Origin of the sequence: uncultured Aquimarina sp. (genome assembly GCF_947500065.1) — a bacterium.
Lineage (GTDB): Bacteria > Bacteroidota > Bacteroidia > Flavobacteriales > Flavobacteriaceae > Aquimarina.
Map to the genome: position 1 here is coordinate 185,773 of NZ_CANMQT010000004.1, position 17,627 is coordinate 203,399.

At 31.5% G+C, this 17,627-nt stretch carries 20 protein-coding genes; 6 read left to right on the plus strand and 14 right to left on the minus strand.

The window, feature by feature from the left end:
- Positions 1–66: 66 nt before the first annotated feature.
- Both Q0975_RS13650 and Q0975_RS13655 read left to right on the plus strand, forming a co-directional pair.
- Entirely contained in the window at positions 67–306 is a 240-nt protein-coding gene (locus tag Q0975_RS13650) for a hypothetical protein (protein WP_299437545.1), read from the plus strand.
- A 90-nt stretch (positions 307–396) separates the two neighbouring features.
- Entirely contained in the window at positions 397–906 is a 510-nt protein-coding gene (locus Q0975_RS13655) for an OmpH family outer membrane protein (protein ID WP_299437547.1), read from the plus strand.
- A 61-nt stretch (positions 907–967) separates the two neighbouring features.
- Here the strand turns inward: Q0975_RS13655 and Q0975_RS13660 are convergent, their stop codons facing one another.
- The 3 genes from Q0975_RS13660 to guaB all read right to left on the minus strand — a co-directional run bounded on the left by Q0975_RS13660 (position 968) and on the right by guaB (position 4,414).
- Positions 968–1,798 carry a hypothetical protein gene (locus tag Q0975_RS13660; protein WP_299437549.1) on the minus strand — a complete coding sequence of 277 codons (831 nt, stop codon included), beginning with the start codon at positions 1,796–1,798 and terminating at the stop codon, positions 968–970.
- Positions 1,770–2,849, minus strand: a complete 1,080-nt coding sequence (locus Q0975_RS13665; RefSeq protein WP_299437551.1) for a hypothetical protein — start codon at positions 2,847–2,849, stop codon at positions 1,770–1,772. The genes Q0975_RS13660 and Q0975_RS13665 overlap by 29 nt, the downstream gene beginning before the upstream one ends.
- Before the next feature lie 92 nt (positions 2,850–2,941).
- On the minus strand, positions 2,942–4,414 hold the full coding sequence (gene guaB / locus Q0975_RS13670) for an IMP dehydrogenase (protein ID WP_299437553.1): 1,473 nt from the start codon (positions 4,412–4,414) through the stop codon (positions 2,942–2,944).
- Positions 4,415–4,722: 308 nt separating this feature from the next.
- Here guaB and Q0975_RS13675 point away from each other — a divergent pair, with 308 nt between their 5' ends.
- A complete protein-coding gene (locus tag Q0975_RS13675; protein ID WP_299437555.1) occupies positions 4,723–5,493 on the plus strand; it encodes a phosphatase PAP2 family protein in 771 nt (256 codons plus the stop codon).
- 9 nt (positions 5,494–5,502) lie between these two features.
- On the opposite strand, the gene Q0975_RS13680 is transcribed toward Q0975_RS13675, so the two are convergent.
- Together Q0975_RS13680 and Q0975_RS13685 are read right to left on the minus strand one after the other, a co-directional pair.
- Positions 5,503–6,012 (minus strand): DinB family protein, encoded by a 510-nt coding sequence (locus tag Q0975_RS13680; protein WP_299437557.1) that lies wholly within the window; start codon positions 6,010–6,012, stop codon positions 5,503–5,505.
- A gap of 598 nt (positions 6,013–6,610) precedes the next feature.
- Entirely contained in the window at positions 6,611–7,498 is an 888-nt protein-coding gene (locus Q0975_RS13685) for a glycoside hydrolase (protein WP_299437559.1), read from the minus strand.
- A gap of 634 nt (positions 7,499–8,132) precedes the next feature.
- Between Q0975_RS13685 and Q0975_RS13690 the strand changes: the two genes are divergently transcribed.
- Complete coding sequence (locus Q0975_RS13690; protein ID WP_299437561.1) at positions 8,133–8,876, plus strand: slipin family protein; 744 nt, start codon at positions 8,133–8,135, stop codon at positions 8,874–8,876.
- A gap of 22 nt (positions 8,877–8,898) precedes the next feature.
- On the opposite strand, the gene Q0975_RS13695 is transcribed toward Q0975_RS13690, so the two are convergent.
- The 3 genes from Q0975_RS13695 to Q0975_RS13705 all read right to left on the minus strand — a co-directional run bounded on the left by Q0975_RS13695 (position 8,899) and on the right by Q0975_RS13705 (position 10,589).
- Positions 8,899–9,288 carry a hypothetical protein gene (locus Q0975_RS13695; protein ID WP_299437563.1) on the minus strand — a complete coding sequence of 130 codons (390 nt, stop codon included), beginning with the start codon at positions 9,286–9,288 and terminating at the stop codon, positions 8,899–8,901.
- A 15-nt stretch (positions 9,289–9,303) separates the two neighbouring features.
- The gene (locus tag Q0975_RS13700) at positions 9,304–9,741 is read right to left on the minus strand and encodes a nucleoside deaminase (protein WP_299437565.1); all 438 of its coding nucleotides are present in this window, start codon (positions 9,739–9,741) and stop codon (positions 9,304–9,306) included.
- A 95-nt stretch (positions 9,742–9,836) separates the two neighbouring features.
- Positions 9,837–10,589: a DUF5995 family protein gene (locus Q0975_RS13705; RefSeq protein ID WP_299437567.1), complete on the minus strand. Its 753-nt coding sequence runs from the start codon at positions 10,587–10,589 to the stop codon at positions 9,837–9,839.
- A gap of 156 nt (positions 10,590–10,745) precedes the next feature.
- On the opposite strand from Q0975_RS13705, the gene Q0975_RS13710 reads away from it, so the two are divergent.
- Positions 10,746–11,828: an acyloxyacyl hydrolase gene (locus tag Q0975_RS13710; RefSeq protein WP_299437569.1), complete on the plus strand. Its 1,083-nt coding sequence runs from the start codon at positions 10,746–10,748 to the stop codon at positions 11,826–11,828.
- A gap of 21 nt (positions 11,829–11,849) precedes the next feature.
- Here Q0975_RS13710 and Q0975_RS13715 read toward each other — a convergent pair whose 3' ends face one another.
- The 5 genes from Q0975_RS13715 to Q0975_RS13735 form a co-directional block, all read right to left on the minus strand.
- A complete protein-coding gene (locus tag Q0975_RS13715; RefSeq protein ID WP_299437571.1) occupies positions 11,850–12,440 on the minus strand; it encodes a hypothetical protein in 591 nt (196 codons plus the stop codon).
- Positions 12,433–12,927: an RNA polymerase sigma factor gene (locus Q0975_RS13720; protein WP_299437573.1), complete on the minus strand. Its 495-nt coding sequence runs from the start codon at positions 12,925–12,927 to the stop codon at positions 12,433–12,435. The genes Q0975_RS13715 and Q0975_RS13720 overlap by 8 nt, the downstream gene beginning before the upstream one ends.
- Entirely contained in the window at positions 12,920–13,759 is an 840-nt protein-coding gene (locus Q0975_RS13725) for an alpha/beta hydrolase (protein ID WP_299437575.1), read from the minus strand. Before Q0975_RS13725 ends, Q0975_RS13720 begins: the two co-directional genes overlap by 8 nt.
- A 245-nt stretch (positions 13,760–14,004) precedes the next feature.
- Entirely contained in the window at positions 14,005–14,223 is a 219-nt protein-coding gene (locus Q0975_RS13730; RefSeq protein ID WP_299437577.1) for a VF530 family protein, read from the minus strand.
- A 472-nt stretch (positions 14,224–14,695) separates the two neighbouring features.
- Positions 14,696–14,887 carry a cold shock domain-containing protein gene (locus Q0975_RS13735; RefSeq protein ID WP_091410689.1) on the minus strand — a complete coding sequence of 64 codons (192 nt, stop codon included), beginning with the start codon at positions 14,885–14,887 and terminating at the stop codon, positions 14,696–14,698.
- Positions 14,888–15,316: 429 nt separating this feature from the next.
- On the opposite strand from Q0975_RS13735, the gene Q0975_RS13740 reads away from it, so the two are divergent.
- A complete protein-coding gene (locus tag Q0975_RS13740; RefSeq protein WP_299437579.1) occupies positions 15,317–16,252 on the plus strand; it encodes a hypothetical protein in 936 nt (311 codons plus the stop codon).
- A gap of 88 nt (positions 16,253–16,340) precedes the next feature.
- On the opposite strand, the gene Q0975_RS13745 is transcribed toward Q0975_RS13740, so the two are convergent.
- Positions 16,341–17,618 carry a sigma-70 family RNA polymerase sigma factor gene (locus Q0975_RS13745; protein ID WP_299437581.1) on the minus strand — a complete coding sequence of 426 codons (1,278 nt, stop codon included), beginning with the start codon at positions 17,616–17,618 and terminating at the stop codon, positions 16,341–16,343.
- Positions 17,619–17,627 lie beyond the last annotated feature (9 nt).

Consider the following 17,627-nt stretch of genomic DNA (forward strand, 5'->3'; position numbering starts at 1 on the left):
GCAAAAAAAAGAAGAGAAAATATTAAAAGATTTATTAATATTAATAATAAACATTAGCACTAAACTTTGGAAAGAAAACTAAAGCTTATTTGGGATTTTAGAGGCCCTGTAGCAAATAAAACAGCAGAACACCATATAATTCACCTTAATGAATACATTATCTCAGAAAAATTATCCATTAATATAACTGGGCAACAGGATATTAATGATATGCATAGTATTGCTTATATGGTTGTATCAGATTCAGAAATGAAAAAAGTTAGAGATGCCTTAAAACCACATCGTGGTCAGCTGTATGAAGAATAGATTTTCAAAAAATATTTGTCTTGGCACGTATATTGTCATAGACCTTTTATATTTGCAAATATTTTAAAAATAAGAATTAAAAAAATTATCATGAAAAATATACTATTTCCAATTTTATTATTGATTATTAGCACACAGGCAATCGCCCAACAATCGAAGGTAGGAACAATCGATAGCGATTTTATTCTTTCTAAGATGCCAGAACTTACTAAAGTACAAACAGACTTAAAAGCTTATAATACTAAGCTAGAAGCTGACTTAAAAGTAAAAGTAGATGATTATCAGGCAAAAGTAAAAGCATATCAAGAAGGTGTGGCTACAATGACTGAGCCTATGAAAAAAACAAAACAGGAAGAAATTATAGCATTAGAAAACGATATTGCTAAATTTCGTCAAAATGGTTCTCAATTGGTTCAATTAGAACAGAACAAATTACTACAACCGTTGTATACCAAAATAGGTAAAGCACTTGAAGAGGTTGCTAAAGCTGAAGGATATACACAAGTCTTAACAATTACTACTAGTGGATTAGCTTTTATAGATCCAAAATTTGATCTTACAAAAACAGTAATGATTAAATTAGGTATTCCTGTAGAATAGTTTAGAACATACATTCTGAAATAAAAAAAACGCTTCAAAATGATTTTGAAGCGTTTTTTTTTTATTGTATTTCCTGAAGTTTATCTTCTATCTGCATAAGATAAATCTCATTATAAACTTCTTTATATGGATCAGATTTCTTATACCCTTTAGACACTAGTTCTTTAGCTTTTTCTAAACATTCTAGAGCTTTAGGCTTTTTTCCAATTTCTAATAATGTTATTCCTTTATAATAATATGACAATGAGGATTTATCATATACTTTAATTCCTAAATCAAAATCGGCAATTGCTTTATCATACTCTTTTAGAGCTGTATAGCTAATACCTCGATAAGGGAATGCAGAAGGATCTATATATTCCATTCCTTCTTCATTTATAGCTTTTGTAAATTCTACAATTGCTTCCTCATGCCTTCCTAAAGCCTGCAAAACTTCACCTTTAAGAAAATTCACGTTATTACCCCAAGCATAGTCAACTTTACCTGGTGTATAATCATCATATTGATTAAGGTATTCAATAGCGCGATCATAATCCTTATACAAATCCGTCATAAGCCAAGATGTATAATACAATGTTTCTTTTGGATCAAGTTCCATTGCTTTTTCCAACAATGGAAACGAAATATGATAATCACCTATTTTACTATGTCCTATTGATTTACCTTGATAGTAACCCGCATTTTTTGGATTCAACAGAATCAAAGAATCTGTATATGCTTGACGTAAGAAGCTCGCTTGGTAATGAAACCCTCTTTCATACTCTAATTCTTTTGTTTTCAAATCCTTTTCAGCTACTGTTAGATCTTCAAAATCATTGTTTTTAAACTCTTGACACGAATTCAAAATCAGAAATAGAAAGCCACTAAGGATATATACGAATAATTTTTCCATCTTTTATTCTAAAACTTAAGTAAATATACGTATCGATTACCTGATTTGATTTTGGATGCACTCCTGGTATCCAATCTTGCAATCCTTTTGTTATGTCAAAAATTTGATCACTGATTGTCGAGGAAAATGTCTTGAGTTTATAATCATAATCAAAAGCTTGATGTTCAAAAAATCCTGCTTTTCCTTCACAATTTACCACGAATCGTACTTGAAAAATTCCTGATTCTTTAGAATTTTCAGGGACTTTATATTTCTGATTTATAATTTTTCTAATGTGATATAATCCCCCATTATATTCAGTTCCATGATAATAATAGCGATCCCTTGGATTATTTTTATTTAAATATAAGTCACATAATTGAAATTTTGTAGCTATTGCTGTTTCTGAAACTTCCGCATTTGTATATATTATTCTTTTAAAAGTTCCATTTTCAAATCCAAACGTTATCATCTTATTATCAGATACTGAAATAATTTGTTCTATAAATTGATAATCCCTGTCACACGCTATTTGATTTCCTTTTTTAAGTAAAAAAACAGCACCTTTATATGAGCGAATTTCATAACAATACTTTTTATACACTTCTTTTTCTGATGGGATAAACCTCATCTTATCTCCCTCATTTTCGAATATAAAAACACCTTTATTTGTTTTCCACGGATTAGATAACAAAATACTTTTTACTTCTTTTACATCTAGACTATCCGTCGAAATTATCTTACTAGCTCTGCTTCTTATAAAATGTAAATTATTATCTACAACTTTAAACTTATTTATAGGAAGCTGCACTGTATCTATTTTCAAAGAATCTTTAGAAAAAGTCAACTTTCTTTTTGCTAAAAACTTTTCTTCATCCATATTTTTATAATACAAACTATCCCCATCAAACTCCATAATAAAAGCATTTGGTTTGTAATAATTCTTATCCATATGGATTGCCTGTACTAACCATTCTCCTTGAACATTTTCTTTATTAAAAGAAAGATTATGATCCCTAGAACAGCTCATAGATATGCAACCAAGTAAAAAAATAATATATACCGTTTTCACTAAATTGATTTTAAGACTAAGTAAACATACAAAAAAAGCAATACGATATTCGTATTGCTTCTTATTAAATTTTCAAATGTATATTGATCTAATTACCTACTATAATTAGGTGATTCTTTGGTGATAGTAACATCATGAGGATGGCTTTCATTAATACCACTAGCTGTGATTTTCACGAAGCGTCCCGTTTCCTGAAGTGTCATTATATCCTTTGATCCACAGTATCCCATCCCGGCACGTAATCCACCAACGAACTGATGTATACTTTCATAAAGTTCTCCTTTATAAGCAACACGGCCTACAATTCCTTCTGGAACCAATTTTTTAATATCATCTTCTACATCTTGAAAGTAACGATCTTTTGATCCTTGCTTCATGGCTTCTACAGATCCCATTCCGCGATAAGATTTAAACTTTCTACCTTCATAAATAATTGTTTCTCCAGGTGATTCTTTTGTTCCCGCTAGCAAAGATCCCAACATTACCGTATCAGCACCTGCTGCAATGGCTTTTGGTATATCCCCTGTATATCTGATTCCACCATCTGCAATAACCGGAACTCCTGATCCTTTGATCGCTGCTGCTACTTCTAGTACTGCAGAAAACTGAGGAAACCCAACTCCTGCTACTACTCTAGTAGTACATATCGAACCTGGTCCAATACCCACTTTTACAGCATCTGCACCAGCTTCTACCAAGTATTTTGCGGCTTCTCCTGTAGCTATATTACCTACTATAACATCAAGATCAGGAAATTTACTTTTTACTTCTTTAAGAACTGTAACCACACCTTTTGTATGACCATGAGCAGTATCGATTACTACAGCATCTACTCCTGCGTTGACTAGCGCCTCAGCTCGATCCACTGCATCACCTGTAACACCAATAGCCGCAGCCACACGTAAACGTCCTAAAACGTCTTTATTAGCACTTGGTTTCAATGTAAGTTTAGTAATATCTCTAAAGGTTATTAAACCTACCAGTTTATTTTTATCATTTACTACTGGAAGCTTTTCTATCTTATTATCTTGCAGTATAACTTCAGCTTCCTGTAAAGAAGTTCCTTCCCCTACGGTAACCAAATTTTCACTGGTCATTACTTCGGATATAGGTCTCTCGTTATTTTTTTCAAAACGTAAATCACGATTTGTAACGATACCTAATAGTTTATAGTTATCATCAACAATAGGAATCCCTCCAATACTATGCTCACGCATATTATTTTTAGCATCTATTACTTTTGCATCTAGAGGCAACGTAACCGGGTCTATAATCATACCGCTTTCCGCTCTTTTAACTTTGCGCACTTTTAATGCTTGCTCCTGAATGGTCATATTTTTATGCAACACTCCGATACCACCTTCTTGTGCCATGGCGATTGCCATACGGCTTTCTGTAACGGTATCCATCGCTGCTGAAACGATAGGAACGTTAATCGTAATATTTCTAGTAAATTTTGTTTTAATACTTACTTCTCGTGGCAATATTTCGGAAAATGCTGGTACTAAAAGTACATCATCATAGGTAAGTCCTTCTCCAACGATTTTGGATTCGTGTGCTGTCATCGCAATTAAGATTTAATTGCGTGCAAATATAAGTCTTTTTTGAAGGAATCCTATAAAAGTATTAGGGTAATCTCTGATTTGTTTTTTTATGTTAATTTAGAAAAAAAATGAACATCTTAACTTTTTATAAAGAAAACCCCAAAGACTCATTAAACACTGGTTTTAAAACGATTAGGTTTTTTTATTTTTGATATAATTTCTAAAAATCGTTAATAACACTTATTGTTTTTTAACATTTTTTTAATATTTAAATAGTATATTTCCTTCGAGTAGATCCCAAATCTGCTATAGCCCCAAAAAAATAACTTATGAGAATTAGTATTAGCCTGCTATTGATATGCCTATGTATCAATATTACCAATGCCCAGTTTACAGAATCCCCTCTTACCAAAGTTCAATTCAAAACATCTAAGAAGACTGAAAGAAAGAAACCCAAAAAGAGTTTATTTACAAAAAGGATAGTACCCATTACTTTAATTGCTTCAGGTATTCTTTTATCGACCACTGATTTTGAGAAAGCATTGCAGAAAGATATTAGAGGTGCTATGGGTTCAGATTTTTATTTTGGTATGGACGATTACACAAGATACGCACCCATTGTTCAGATGTATGCTGCTGATATTTTTGGTGTTGAATCCCGAAATCATTGGTTTGATCAAACCAAAAATCTATTCATATCATCTCTAGTTACAAGCGCTGCTACATCCATTCTAAAACAACAAGTAAGTAAAGCACGACCAGGAGATCCAACTAAACTAAATTCTTTTCCTTCTGGACACACTTCAATGGCTTTTGTTTCTGCTGCTGTTTTATACGAAGAATTTATAGATACTAGTCCCTTACTAGCATATAGTGGCTATCTTTTTGCAGTAACTACAGGTAGTCTAAGAATGATGAATAATAAACATTACTTATCAGATGTGCTTGTTGGCGCTGGTATTGGAATTTTGACTACCAGATTAGTATACCACTATGAACACCTTATTTCATGGAATCCTTTTAAGGGCATGGATGATGTTGCTTTTGCACCCCAATTTACAGGTGACGGATTAGCGTTGTATTTTTCTAAATCCTTTTAAATCTGGTAACTAACAACCTCCTGCATAAGAGAAACTCTCTTTAGATATGTGTTCTAAATAGTCTAGTTTTAGTTTTGTGATTTGTTTAAAATGCAGATAATCATGAGCTAACCAATTGGCAAGAAATTGTTGTGCAGTCATCTCACCGAAATCAGGATGTATCGATATAGTATCCCATTTTGGGCTTACCAGAGAATGCAACCAATTTATTGACGCTTTTCTTTCCCCTAAAAAATGGTTTAACATAGCATCATACTCTTGTTTCATATATTCTCTTTTTAGAACCCAACCTTCAGGATCGATTGGCTCAAATTGTTGATTGGGTGCATTAAGTATATGCTTTGTTCTTTTTCTGAAATCCTCGCGCTCTTCATCATATAAATGACAAATAATCTCTAATAAACACCAACGACTTGGTTTATCTTTCCATATATATTCTTCTCTGGAGATTCCCCTAAAAAGCTGTTCAAAAACTTGTTGATTTCTTGACAAACCTTCAATTATTAATTTGTGATTCATTGTTACTGTTCGATTGTGATTTCTAAAACCTTTTACTAGCCAAAGTATAACATAAAAATAATAAGATACGTGAAGTAGAAGAATCTATTCGTTACTATTCAGTTTTCTATCTATTATTTGATTACAACGTTACTTAGTAATCTACGCATTAAAGACATAAATATAAAACAAAGGGTAACAAACCCCTATAAAAACCAGTCCTTTAACTCTTTATAGATATAAGGATTCATCTTATATTTGACAAACAATATTGATGTTCTTAATAATTATTTGAGTTAGCCAAATTCAATATATGTAGTAAACAAAAAGCCTAAGAAATTGTAACACCAAAAACTCTCTCTTTGCGTATGGGCCAGTCAGAACCGAGAGTAAGAAAAAACTAGATAAATGTAATTGTATACATTTCTGACAACAGTGGAAGTACTCAAAACCAAGTGGTAATTATTTTTTTAGGCTTTTTTGCTTTATGCTTATTTAATTTCAAAACTATTCTATTCTTGAATTTCTTTTTAACATCATAAAATAATCAAAAAGCTGCCTCAGAATAATCCTGAGACAGCTAATTTTAGTTTTAACAGTATTAAATTAAACTATTTTATTAAATACTTCGCTTATCAAGTCGCACGTAATCAACATACATATAAGTATTTGAAAAAAGGTTTATATTAGAATTATTAAAAATTCCAGTATTGGATCCTACATTTAAATTAAATATAATATGATGATCTTTAAAGTTTTGAAGTTTTAGATTACCATTTACATTATTGTTATAGTTCGCCACACGATTACCATCTACATAAATCTGAACTGTTACCCATCCATTTCTATTGATCCATCTTTGTTCATATGTATGCCAGCCTTCATTATTATTATATCTTCTCTCAGCACTTGTGCCTAATTGATTTTGCAAAAAATTAACTCCATAGAACAGATTGCTGGCAAATCTTGCAGAATTCCCAAAAGAATATCCTTCCATAATATCACTTTCGCCACGGGTAGGCCAATTATTTTCATTCACTGTCCAAAACGCGGGCCAAGCCCCGTATGTTTCTGAAAATCCTTTGTAATTGTTACCATCTTTAGCAATTAATTTAATTCTTGATCTTAGCCTATATTCTTCATTTCTTCCGGGATGAAAGTCAAACCAAGATTTTACATGTCCTGATTTATACTGAGATCCTGATTTAAATGCACGTAACTCCAAACTAGATCTACCATCCAAAGTTCTTATCCTTGGAATCCAGGATTCATACTTACATAGATTAGAATTATAGTCATTACGACTAGTTTTTTGCCATTGATTCAAATTACCTCCAGAATTAAAATTATCTGTAAATTGTCTATTCCAAGGTCCAGCTTTTTCACTTATTTCATCTATGCTTTCTATATCATTCGAGGATTCCTCGATGATGACATCTTCCGTTTCACAGGCAGATGTAAAATAAATTAATAGCAAAGCTCCAAAAGATTTGACTAACATTCTCATAATATTAAATTTTTGGTTAATGATTATGTTACCAAATTAAGAATGATTTTATCGATTTATTAAAGAAACGCCTTAAACTATATTGAATATTCTATTTTAATACTAATTCTTTAATAATAACTAAAAACAAAACTCACAAAAGCTAAGATCCTACAAGGATTTATACGAATTTCAACAACGCAAACGTTTGCGTTGTTTTTATCTCATTTTTTTAGCTAGATTTTAAAACATAAGAAAATTTTAAGATGTTTTAATAGTAAAAACACTTAAAATCAAATCGATATCTTATTATTTAGGTCAAAGTTGCATTCATTTTTTCAATAGATAAGCGATTTATTTTCAAAAATTAACATCCAATTATAAAAAATACTTCTATTATATCACTGACACCTGTTATTTGCCAACTTACTTCAAGAACTATTTTTCATCATCAAATAAGAATCGTTAAATGTTTTGAACTCCTTCCCAATTTTCGTAACTTTAAAAGGAACTCCTTAAACAAAAATGGAAGTTTTCTACTTTCTTTTTATGTTACATTTTCTGAAGCCAAAAAAAGTTATACCCTTTCCCCTTCCTTGGTTTTTTTTAAGGCTTTTTATAATTATTAAGTACTTAATACAAAACACAAATCAAAATGAATCCAATAACAGTTGCCAGTATCATCTTTGTAGTTTTCCTATTCGCTGGAATACGTATCGTTTTTGAATACAAAAGAGCCTTAAAATTCCGTTTTGGAAAATATATTAAAACCCTACAACCCGGTTTTAGATGGATTATCCCTATTGTAGAAACGATCCAAGTGGTAGATATCCGTGTAATCACGATTAATGTAATCTCGCAGGAAGTAATGACAGAAGACAATGTGCCTTGTAGTATTGATGGAGTAGTTTTTTTTAAAATCAATGACCCTGAAAAAGCAGTATTAGAAGTTGAAGAATTTAAATTTGCTATTACACAATTATCTCAAGCGGCATTAAGAGATGTATGCGGTAAAGTGGAACTAGATACCATTTTATCTAAACGTGAAGAAATGGGGAAAAACATCAAAAGTATTGTAGAACAGGAAACCAAGCAATGGGGTATTGAAATTATTGATGTAAAAATTAAAGACATTCAGTTGCCGGAAAATATGCGTAGAATGATGGCCAATCAAGCGGAAGCAGAGCGTTCCAGAAGGGCTCGAATCATTTTAGCACTGGCAGAAGAACAGGCAGCTGGCAAACTACTGGAAGCTGGTAAATTAATCGATCAATCTCCTTCTGCCATAAAATTAAGACTGTATCAAACGTTATCTAATATTGCGGCAGAAAAGAATTCTACCATTATTTTCCCTTTCCCGGAAGAAGTATTGAGCAGAAAACCGGAAAAAACTGAATGATATATCAAATCATTCTAGATATCTAAAGTTTAGAATTCCTGTTTCTAATCGATAAGACCACATTTGCGATAAAAATAATCAAAGAAATTAACCCAACAACCAGAATGATTTCGAATTGAATATTTTTAGAAGAAATAATTAAGGATAAAACTATTAATCCTACATGAATTATGGATAAGACTTCTCTGGTTTTTATTCTTATGAGTTGTAATATTCCATATCCAACTAAAAAAAACAACCACAAAGAAGGTTCAAAAAAGTAGAATAAGTTCATAATATTTGAACCCCATCCACCTGTTTGATTAATTCCAGTTGGGAACCTTACTCCTGCAATAAAAAAATGAAAAATCAGATAGATAATCCCAACTAATAGGAACATTGTTTTTTCAAATACGTTTTTAAGAAGTACCATAATATTAGATTAGATTCACTCCCCAATATCTTCATTCCAGATTTCGGGTTTATTTTTTATAAATGTATTCATCAAATCTTCACATTCCTTGTTATCTAGAACAATCACTTCTACTCCATTTTCTTTTAATAATGCTTCAGATCCTAAAAACGTTTTATTCTCACCGATAACCACTTTGGGGATTCCATACAATAGTATCGCACCCGTACACATAGGACAAGGTGATAAAGTGGTATATAAAGTACATTTCTTATAAACAGCTGCTGGTTGTCTTCCTGCATTTTCGAAAGCATCCATTTCTCCGTGCAATACTACACTACCTTGCTGTACTCTTTTGTTATGACCACCACCGAGAATTTTGTCTTCATATACAATGACTGATCCAATAGGCACACCACCTTCTTCTAGTCCTTTTTTAGCTTCATCTATCGCAGCTTGCATAAATTCATTCATAGTGTTATTTATTATTAAAATGATGTTTTAAAACTAATTAAATATCTTATTAAAAAGGAAGTTTTGTCTTTAAAGTTAAGCTAATTGATCACAAATTATGCTATCAAATCTTCAATCTTATCAGCAACAGAACCACGTTCACCTATTCTAATAATTCCCAAAATAACTCTTGCAATAAATCCGGGGTTCGTTATTATTGAACCATTTTTTGTTACTTTTTGATCTCTTTCTGTGATATATAATTTTAATTGATCCTCAGGTGTACCTGCTAACTGTTTTGCAAATTTCCAAGCTCCATCCCTAGCCAGTTCCATGCTGAAATCGACAAAAAAGTTATCTGCCTTACGAAGAAATTTTAGGATTTTTTTTAGTGTTGGCCAGATATCTGCCAAATCATTTTCTACCTCGATTACCAAAGATGATAGAATCTCATTGATTTTATCAAAATCACTTTTCAGGTCTTCAATATTTTTTCCTTTAGACACTTCGGCTGCAGCAATACCCAGGTCCAAGTTAATATGCGCATTTATACCAATCAATAGGTGCTGCAAAACTATTGGCCAATAATCTTTAGATAAATCAAAAGCAATTTTCCAAGAATCTGTAATCGGGTTATTATTCTGATATGCGGTATATGCATCTAGGTACCTACTGGCAAAGATTACATCAAGTTTTTCCATTCTTGGACCATCATCAAAAAAATTATTCGCGATTCCTTCTTTAACCTTAATGGTAACTCTTCTATATAAAGCCGCAAAATATCCTAATGGGTTATTACTAGTTTGTGATGTTTTAATGATATCATCTAAAGAACTGATGACATCGTCAATGGTTTTGATTGGTTTCAAGTTATAGTTTTATAATATTACTAATGTACTAATAATTCTAATTGCATACTGAAATTTCCCGTGTTAACGAGTAACCTTTAGCGTATTAGAATAAATTCAATATTCCATTTTAACCCAGCGTAATTTTCAGTAAATTTAATAACACATTGATTTACAATGAAAAAGATTATAGGATTCTTAGTGACAACATTCATTTGTACTGTTCTTGGAGCACAAGTAAATCCTTCTTTTTATGGAGTAAAATCGCATTATGGTTTCATCATAGCACATTCACCAGAATTAAAACCTATTTCACAAACAAATCCTTATGGTCTGCAAGTGGAATACAGTTGGTTAAAGACAAGCGATAAGGCTTGGAAAACTTGTTTCTGTTATGGTAGGAGTGGTGTTTCATTTGCATATTTTAATTATGCAAATCCCAAGATTTTAGGTAGTTCTTACAATTTAATGTACTTCGTAGAGCCTTATTTCACATATCAAGGTCCTTTTAAATTTTCTTTGAGAGGTTCTATAGGAATCACATATCTCGATAAAAAATTCGATGAAGAAACAAATCCTGAGAATCTACTTTTTAGCACAAATTTTAGCTTTTACTTAGCTTTATCTCTTAATCTTAACTATCATATCAATAACAACTATTCCATTAACCTATCTACTAACTATAATCACATTTCTAATGGAGGACAGAAGCAACCTAATAAAGGAATGAATTTCCCAACGCTGTCTATAGGAATCGATAAAGTAATTAATAATACTCCTTTAAAAAGAAAACCCAGATCCTTGCGTTCTTATGATACATCTCTGGATTATTACTTGGGTTCATTTGCTAGTTTGCGATCATCTGATAGAGAGGCGGAAGCCACTAATCATCTTTTGATTGGATTTATGGGCGGAATCCTAAAACCTATATCCGGTATCAATGGGTTAAATGCGGGAATAGAGTTTTGGTATGATTATTCTGACCGAGAGATCGCTAAACAACAAAATATCAATGATTCTGCTTTTTCCTCGGCAATTACAGCAGGGCATCATTTTTCTATTGGTCATTTTTATTTTCTACAGCAGTTTGGCTTTTACCTAACTCGTCCAAAAAACATTCAGAGAAATTGGTTATACCAGCGGTATTCATTTTGGTATAGCATTGGATCTTCTAAACGTTGGACGATTGGTGGGTCTTTGATTGCCTATGGCAAGGTAGCAGATCATATGGATGGTAGATTGATATACTTGATTAATTGATCTATAGTTTTGTCTCTTAGTCTATTCTATCATTTTCTTTTTTAACTCAATGATTTCTAACAAAATTCTTATTTCTTTTTTAATATTTTTTCGGATAGCAATAAAAGGAATTATCGCACCGATGATGTAAGAAACATCAATTAAAACCATTTGCCAGGTTTCAAAATACAAACTAAACTCTGGAGTAATCATATAAAAACCTATCGTATATAAGCTTATGATACCAAGCGTTACTGGTCCATGAATAGTTTTTCTAAAATTATAAAAAGTAATAGTATCATTAGTCGTCTGTAAGGCATCATCCACCATATTTATTTTTTTTGCTTTAGATACACTAATGATTTCAATTACAATTCGCAGGAATAACCCACCTATCATCAATCCTACTCCTACTCTACTTAATATCGCTCTCACGGGAGCCACAAAATGGAAAAAAACAATTATTCCTATTAAAACAATGGATAACACAAGGATATTTCCATAATGAAACCGTGTACTCCAGCTTTTCTTTTTTCTTATTGATGAGAACAAACCATTGTTATCTTCTGGGTTCTCAATATTGTTTTGATCTTTTTGCCATTGATTTTGCAATGCTTCAAATTCGTTACTCATGATCCAATATTTTTTTAAGTCTTTTTTTTATCCTATGAATTTTCACCCTTACATTCGTCGATTTTATACCCATTATTTCAGATATATCATCATAACCCTGTCCATCTAAAACCATCATAATTAATAATCGATCTAATTCTTCTAACGTACCTATAGCGCGATATAAACTATGATTTTGATCCGAAGTGGCCTCATAAGATTCTTCGGTCAGTGCATGTTCTACTTTCTCTATAGATACCTTTTTCTTGTTTTTTTCTTTTCTAATATATTGTAAACAAGTATTAACAGTAATTCTATATACCCAAGTCTTATGAGTAGATTTACCTTTAAAACTATCCATCGCATTCCAGATGTTGATAAATATTTCTTGTGTTAGATCATTGGCTAAATCAGCATCACCTTTCATATAACCCAGACACATTTGTACTACCATGGGATAACATTGCTTGTATATCGTTTGGAAAAACTCTTGATTCTTCTTACTCATTTACCAAGAACGTATTTACTTTTTCGTAGAATAATTCTGGTTGGTCGAACATAATGAAATGTTTGCTATCCGGTATCATTTCTATAGTTTTATTAGATAAAGTGGCATATTGTTTTTCATAATTTTCTTTTGCAATTTCTATTGTAGGAAAAGCTGCTCCTAAAATCAAAGTTTTTGCCATTACCAGATTCAGTACTTTTCTAAGATCTAATTTCAAAAGATCTGTATATCCGTACACATATGTTTCTCTATCGGCTTTTAGTATCCAGTTAAGTAACGCATCAACTTTATCCTTTTCATTTGTCATATTTTGAGCCATCATCATGGCTGTTTGCTTAAACTGAGTCTCATTCATAGCCAGCATTTGCTTATTATAAGGGCTTTCATATTGAATCTGGCTTTCTGGAACACCCGGCATCATTAATTCACGCATACATGGTATGGAGTCTACAATAACGAGGTTTTTTATCCTATTAGGTAACGTTGCCGCTAAATCTATTGCAAGATTTCCTCCCATACTATGACCAATAATAACTACATTGGTTAACTTCTTTTTTTTAATATATGTGATTAATTCCTTTTTAATGGTATCGTACCAAGGCATCGCAATCGGAGCATTACCATCAAACCCTGCGTATGATATTAAATGATTCTCATGATTACCTTTTAGATGAGTTACAGTTTCATCCCAAATTGAACCTGGGTTGGTAAAACCAGGCAAAAACAGAATGGGATTTCCGTTTCCTGATACCTCCACAGTAATTGCAGGTGCCTGACTAAAAGCTAGATTAACGATTGCGAATAAAATGAGTGTAACTCTAAAATTTTTCATGATGTTTTGTTTTTGATTTTCCCTTTGATGCAAAAGGTTACAAATTGTTACATCACATTTCAAAAAAAATATTTTTTTTTTTTAATACTGTAAATTAGCTTTCAAAAAAATAGTTGCGCATCACGATCAATAACTTATAGAATTGTTATTTTTTTAGCATAGGATTACTGTCATTCGAACAGTTAGCTGTATGAGAGGATATATTGGAAAAATTACCTGTTTTTAAACACAATGATTGTTGACGATTATTTTTTAATCGATTTAAGGTATAATCGCTCTACCTTTTCTCTTGCCCAAGGTGTTTTCCTTAGAAATTTAAGACTGGATTTTACAGATGGGTCGTTTTTAAAACATTGAATATTTATGTTCTCAGCTAATTCTTCCCAACTATATTCAGATACCAGATATTCCAAAATATCTACCAACTTAACTCCGTGTAATGGATTATTCAATTGCTCTTTCATATTTTTTACATTATAGATGCTAAAATAATACTGATTGTCACCTGCATACTCTTTATTTTTATCATTTCTATTACTCTCAAATATTCGATTTCAATTTTAATAAGACAGCTAAGAACCTTCATTGTTAACTACTATTAGAGGTAGGGTATATTATCTAGTTATGCGTTTTATATTAAAAAAGTATATTATGGGATTTTTACAAACACATTTTAAATTGAATTTTAAGCTTATTATGAGTTTTATAAAACAATTACCTTCTTCTGGCGGTTATGCCTTAAGAAGATAGATTTATAATAAGTAAAAAACAACTATCAATTATCCTGCAGTAAAATCAGAATTACTAATGTATTCTAGCGATTTTTCTTAATAAGGCTATTTTATATATACTTATTTCCAGACAGGACTTTCATAACATAAAAAAAGCCTATCAAAATTGATAGGCTTGTGTTTTAAAAAAGTTATGTAGTATATATTAAATTACTTTTACATTTACTGCGTTTAAACCCTTTTTACCTTCTTGTAGATCAAATTCAACTGCATCGCCTTCACGAATTTCGTCTACTAATCCTGAAATGTGTACAAAATGTTCTTTGTTTGAACCTTCCTCTGTTATGAATCCAAATCCTTTGGCGTCATTGAAGAATTTTACTGTTCCTTTGTTCATTGTTAAAATTTAAATTAATTACTTATTGATAAACAAAGATGATGCCAGAAATAATTTAGTATTATTATCATTTAACACCTCTTCGTTAGTTGTAAAGCTACGAATAATAATTTTATATCATTTACGGTAATACCATTGATTGTTTGTTAGATTTTGATTCTTGCCTATTATATCTACTTTATTTTATATATCAATAATTATTTAAAATGGATTGAAAGTATCCTCTTGACCAAGAATGATAGCTAGATAAAAAGAGTTTTTGTTTTTTTATTCTGATTATCATAAAAGGTAACAAATTGGTATTGTCTTTGATCTATAATAAACAAAAGGTCCATTTTGGATCAAGACTATTTGAAAAACAACAAAAAAAAGTTAACTTTATTAGTCGTCAAAGGGAAAAATATTACGCAAATCCAACTCATCAAAACAATGAAAAATTCACACATTATCTTTATTGGTTTACTACTTGTTACTTTTATCACAAAGGGACAAACTCCTATTCAGGGAGGTTATATAGAACTCACTAAAGATGAATACACTGAGCTTATTGAAGTAGATCAAGAAAACGAACTTGATGGTAAATATTATGTAAGAGAATTTAAAGACAAAAAACTGATCGCCATACATAAAATTCAATATCGAAAAGGAAAAAAACATGGAGAATGGGTACATTTTTTGATTTTCCGAAAAAAGGGAACTTTGGATTTATCAACAGTAGAAAACTATGAGGATAATCAAAGAAATGGATATTATTATAATTCGGATAACGGCTTTACTTTTACAGAAGAAGGGTATTATGAAAAAGGCAAAAAAATAGGCTTATGGAATGTTACTAAAGGGACTTCTAAAGAAAAGATCAACTATAAGAATGGGAAAAAACATGGGGATTATTGGCGTCAAGATGCATCTGGTGTTATTGTAAAAGGAACCTATAAAAAAGGGCAGAAACTTGATAATTGGACCATAGAAGATCTTTCTGGTAATACGAGAACGGATAAAGAAGGTACTAGTGCAGCCTTAATTTCTGAAACTTCTATTAAGACGACTGGTGTGCAAACAATTGAAGGTGTTATCCAAAAACCAGATGGATCGATTGTACCTATTGCTGTTGTGAAATTACAACTCACAGATTCTTCTTGTGCATATGCTTTTTCTGATTATGATGGTAAATTTAGTATGGAAATTAATACCGATAAGATTACACCAAACAGCTATTTCGAAATAGTAATAGAAGGGTTTCCTAAGAAAACAATTTCTTTCTCAGCATTCTCCAGTCAAAATACAATTGTCCTTGAAAAAGGAAGAAAAAAAATAAGCTATAACGAATATCGCAACTATTATGAATCCATGAAAGATTGCCAGTAATAATATTGCACAAGAAAAATACTTTTAAAAAGTTAAATACTAATGTATTCAATTCTAAAAAGTTTTATCGAAAATCATAACCCTATATCTAATTAAGAATACGTCCTATTTTTTTTCGTAATAATGATTGTTCTAGTTTAGATTGTGTTAGTTCAATTGCTTGTTGATAGTACTCAACCGCCTTATTAGGTAGCATCAATCGTTCGTGTATTTCTCCTAAAATAGCGTGGTACAAATAATATGTACTCATTATCTTATGGTTCTTTATTTTTTGTATTGTTTTCAATACTTCCTCAGGGCCGTTTAGTTCGAGAATCACTAAACTCCTATTCAAAAAAACTATGGGATCATTATCTATCGTTAGTAAGAGATCATAATAATTCAGTATTTCTTTCCAGTTGGTTGTAGCATAACTAGACGCTGTACAATGTTGATAAGCAATTGCTGCCTCTAAATGATACGTAGATAAAGATTCTCCAAAAGCTGATTGATTCAGATAATTACTGCCTTTAGCTATTAATTCTTTATTCCACAAATTTCTATCTTGATCAGAAAGCAATATTAATTCTCCCTGATCGCTAATTCGGCTATCTATTCTAGCTGTATGAAAAAGCATTAAAGCCATCAGAGCGTACACTTCTGGCAATTGGGTGCGTTCATTATCCAACAAAGATTTACATAACCATAGGGCTTGTGAAAGTAAATCCTTTCGTATCAATTGGTCATCATGTGTAGCATTATATCCTTCGTTAAACATCAGATAAATTGCACTTAATACTACTTTAGTCTTGGTGTTTATATCTTCTGGAAATGGTATTCTAGGTCGTATTTTATGTTTTCTAAAGTATTCTTTGGTTCGGTATAATCGCTTAGAGATCGTATCTTCTGAGGTGAGAAAAGATCGTGCAACTTCTTTCGTACTAAATCCGCAAAGGGACTTTAGAATAAAAGTAATCTGATTTTCGGAAGAAATATCTGGGTGACAACAGGCATACATCATTCCTAAGAAATCATCTTGTATATGTTGTTCTTTCCAAAAATTATCCATCGTACTAGCCAATGTATATTCTGAAGTTAATAGTTTTCGTTCCGGATCTGAAAAATCTATAGTTTTACTATGTTTTTTTCTTCTTATGATATCAATTGCCTTATTTCGTGCGGTTCGATATAACCAGGCTTTAGGGTTATCTGGTATTCCTCTAAACTTCCAGGTTTCTAAAGCACTAACCAATGCGTCTTGCACTACATCTTCTGCCATTTCAATATTCTCGGTGCCGAAAATTTTAATCAAAACAGCAACCATCTTTCCAGACTCTTGTCTAAAAAGATGGTTTAAGGTAGTATCTATGTGATCTCTAGATTCCAACTATAACAG

Bases quoted from the DNA above. Each gene is read 5' to 3' on its own strand.
- Q0975_RS13730 (WP_299437577.1), bottom strand. From the start codon at position 14,223: ATGAAAGAGCAATTGAATAATCCATTACACGGAGTTAAGTTGGTAGAT.
- Q0975_RS13720 (WP_299437573.1), bottom strand. From the start codon at position 12,927: ATGAGTAAGAAGAATCAAGAGTTTTTCCAAACGATATACAAGCAATGT.
- Q0975_RS13680 (WP_299437557.1), bottom strand. From the start codon at position 6,012: ATGAATCACAAATTAATAATTGAAGGTTTGTCAAGAAATCAACAAGTT.
- Q0975_RS13740 (WP_299437579.1), top strand. From the start codon at position 15,317: ATGAAAAATTCACACATTATCTTTATTGGTTTACTACTTGTTACTTTT.
- Q0975_RS13685 (WP_299437559.1), bottom strand. From the start codon at position 7,498: ATGAGAATGTTAGTCAAATCTTTTGGAGCTTTGCTATTAATTTATTTT.
- Q0975_RS13695 (WP_299437563.1), bottom strand. From the start codon at position 9,288: ATGGTACTTCTTAAAAACGTATTTGAAAAAACAATGTTCCTATTAGTT.
- Q0975_RS13675 (WP_299437555.1), top strand. From the start codon at position 4,723: ATGAGAATTAGTATTAGCCTGCTATTGATATGCCTATGTATCAATATT.
- Q0975_RS13700 (WP_299437565.1), bottom strand. From the start codon at position 9,741: ATGAATGAATTTATGCAAGCTGCGATAGATGAAGCTAAAAAAGGACTA.
- Q0975_RS13715 (WP_299437571.1), bottom strand. From the start codon at position 12,440: ATGAGTAACGAATTTGAAGCATTGCAAAATCAATGGCAAAAAGATCAA.
- Q0975_RS13725 (WP_299437575.1), bottom strand. From the start codon at position 13,759: ATGAAAAATTTTAGAGTTACACTCATTTTATTCGCAATCGTTAATCTA.
- guaB (WP_299437553.1), bottom strand. From the start codon at position 4,414: ATGACAGCACACGAATCCAAAATCGTTGGAGAAGGACTTACCTATGAT.
- Q0975_RS13660 (WP_299437549.1), bottom strand. From the start codon at position 1,798: ATGGAAAAATTATTCGTATATATCCTTAGTGGCTTTCTATTTCTGATT.
- Q0975_RS13710 (WP_299437569.1), top strand. From the start codon at position 10,746: ATGAAAAAGATTATAGGATTCTTAGTGACAACATTCATTTGTACTGTT.
- Q0975_RS13735 (WP_091410689.1), bottom strand. From the start codon at position 14,887: ATGAACAAAGGAACAGTAAAATTCTTCAATGACGCCAAAGGATTTGGA.
- Q0975_RS13690 (WP_299437561.1), top strand. From the start codon at position 8,133: ATGAATCCAATAACAGTTGCCAGTATCATCTTTGTAGTTTTCCTATTC.
- Q0975_RS13655 (WP_299437547.1), top strand. From the start codon at position 397: ATGAAAAATATACTATTTCCAATTTTATTATTGATTATTAGCACACAG.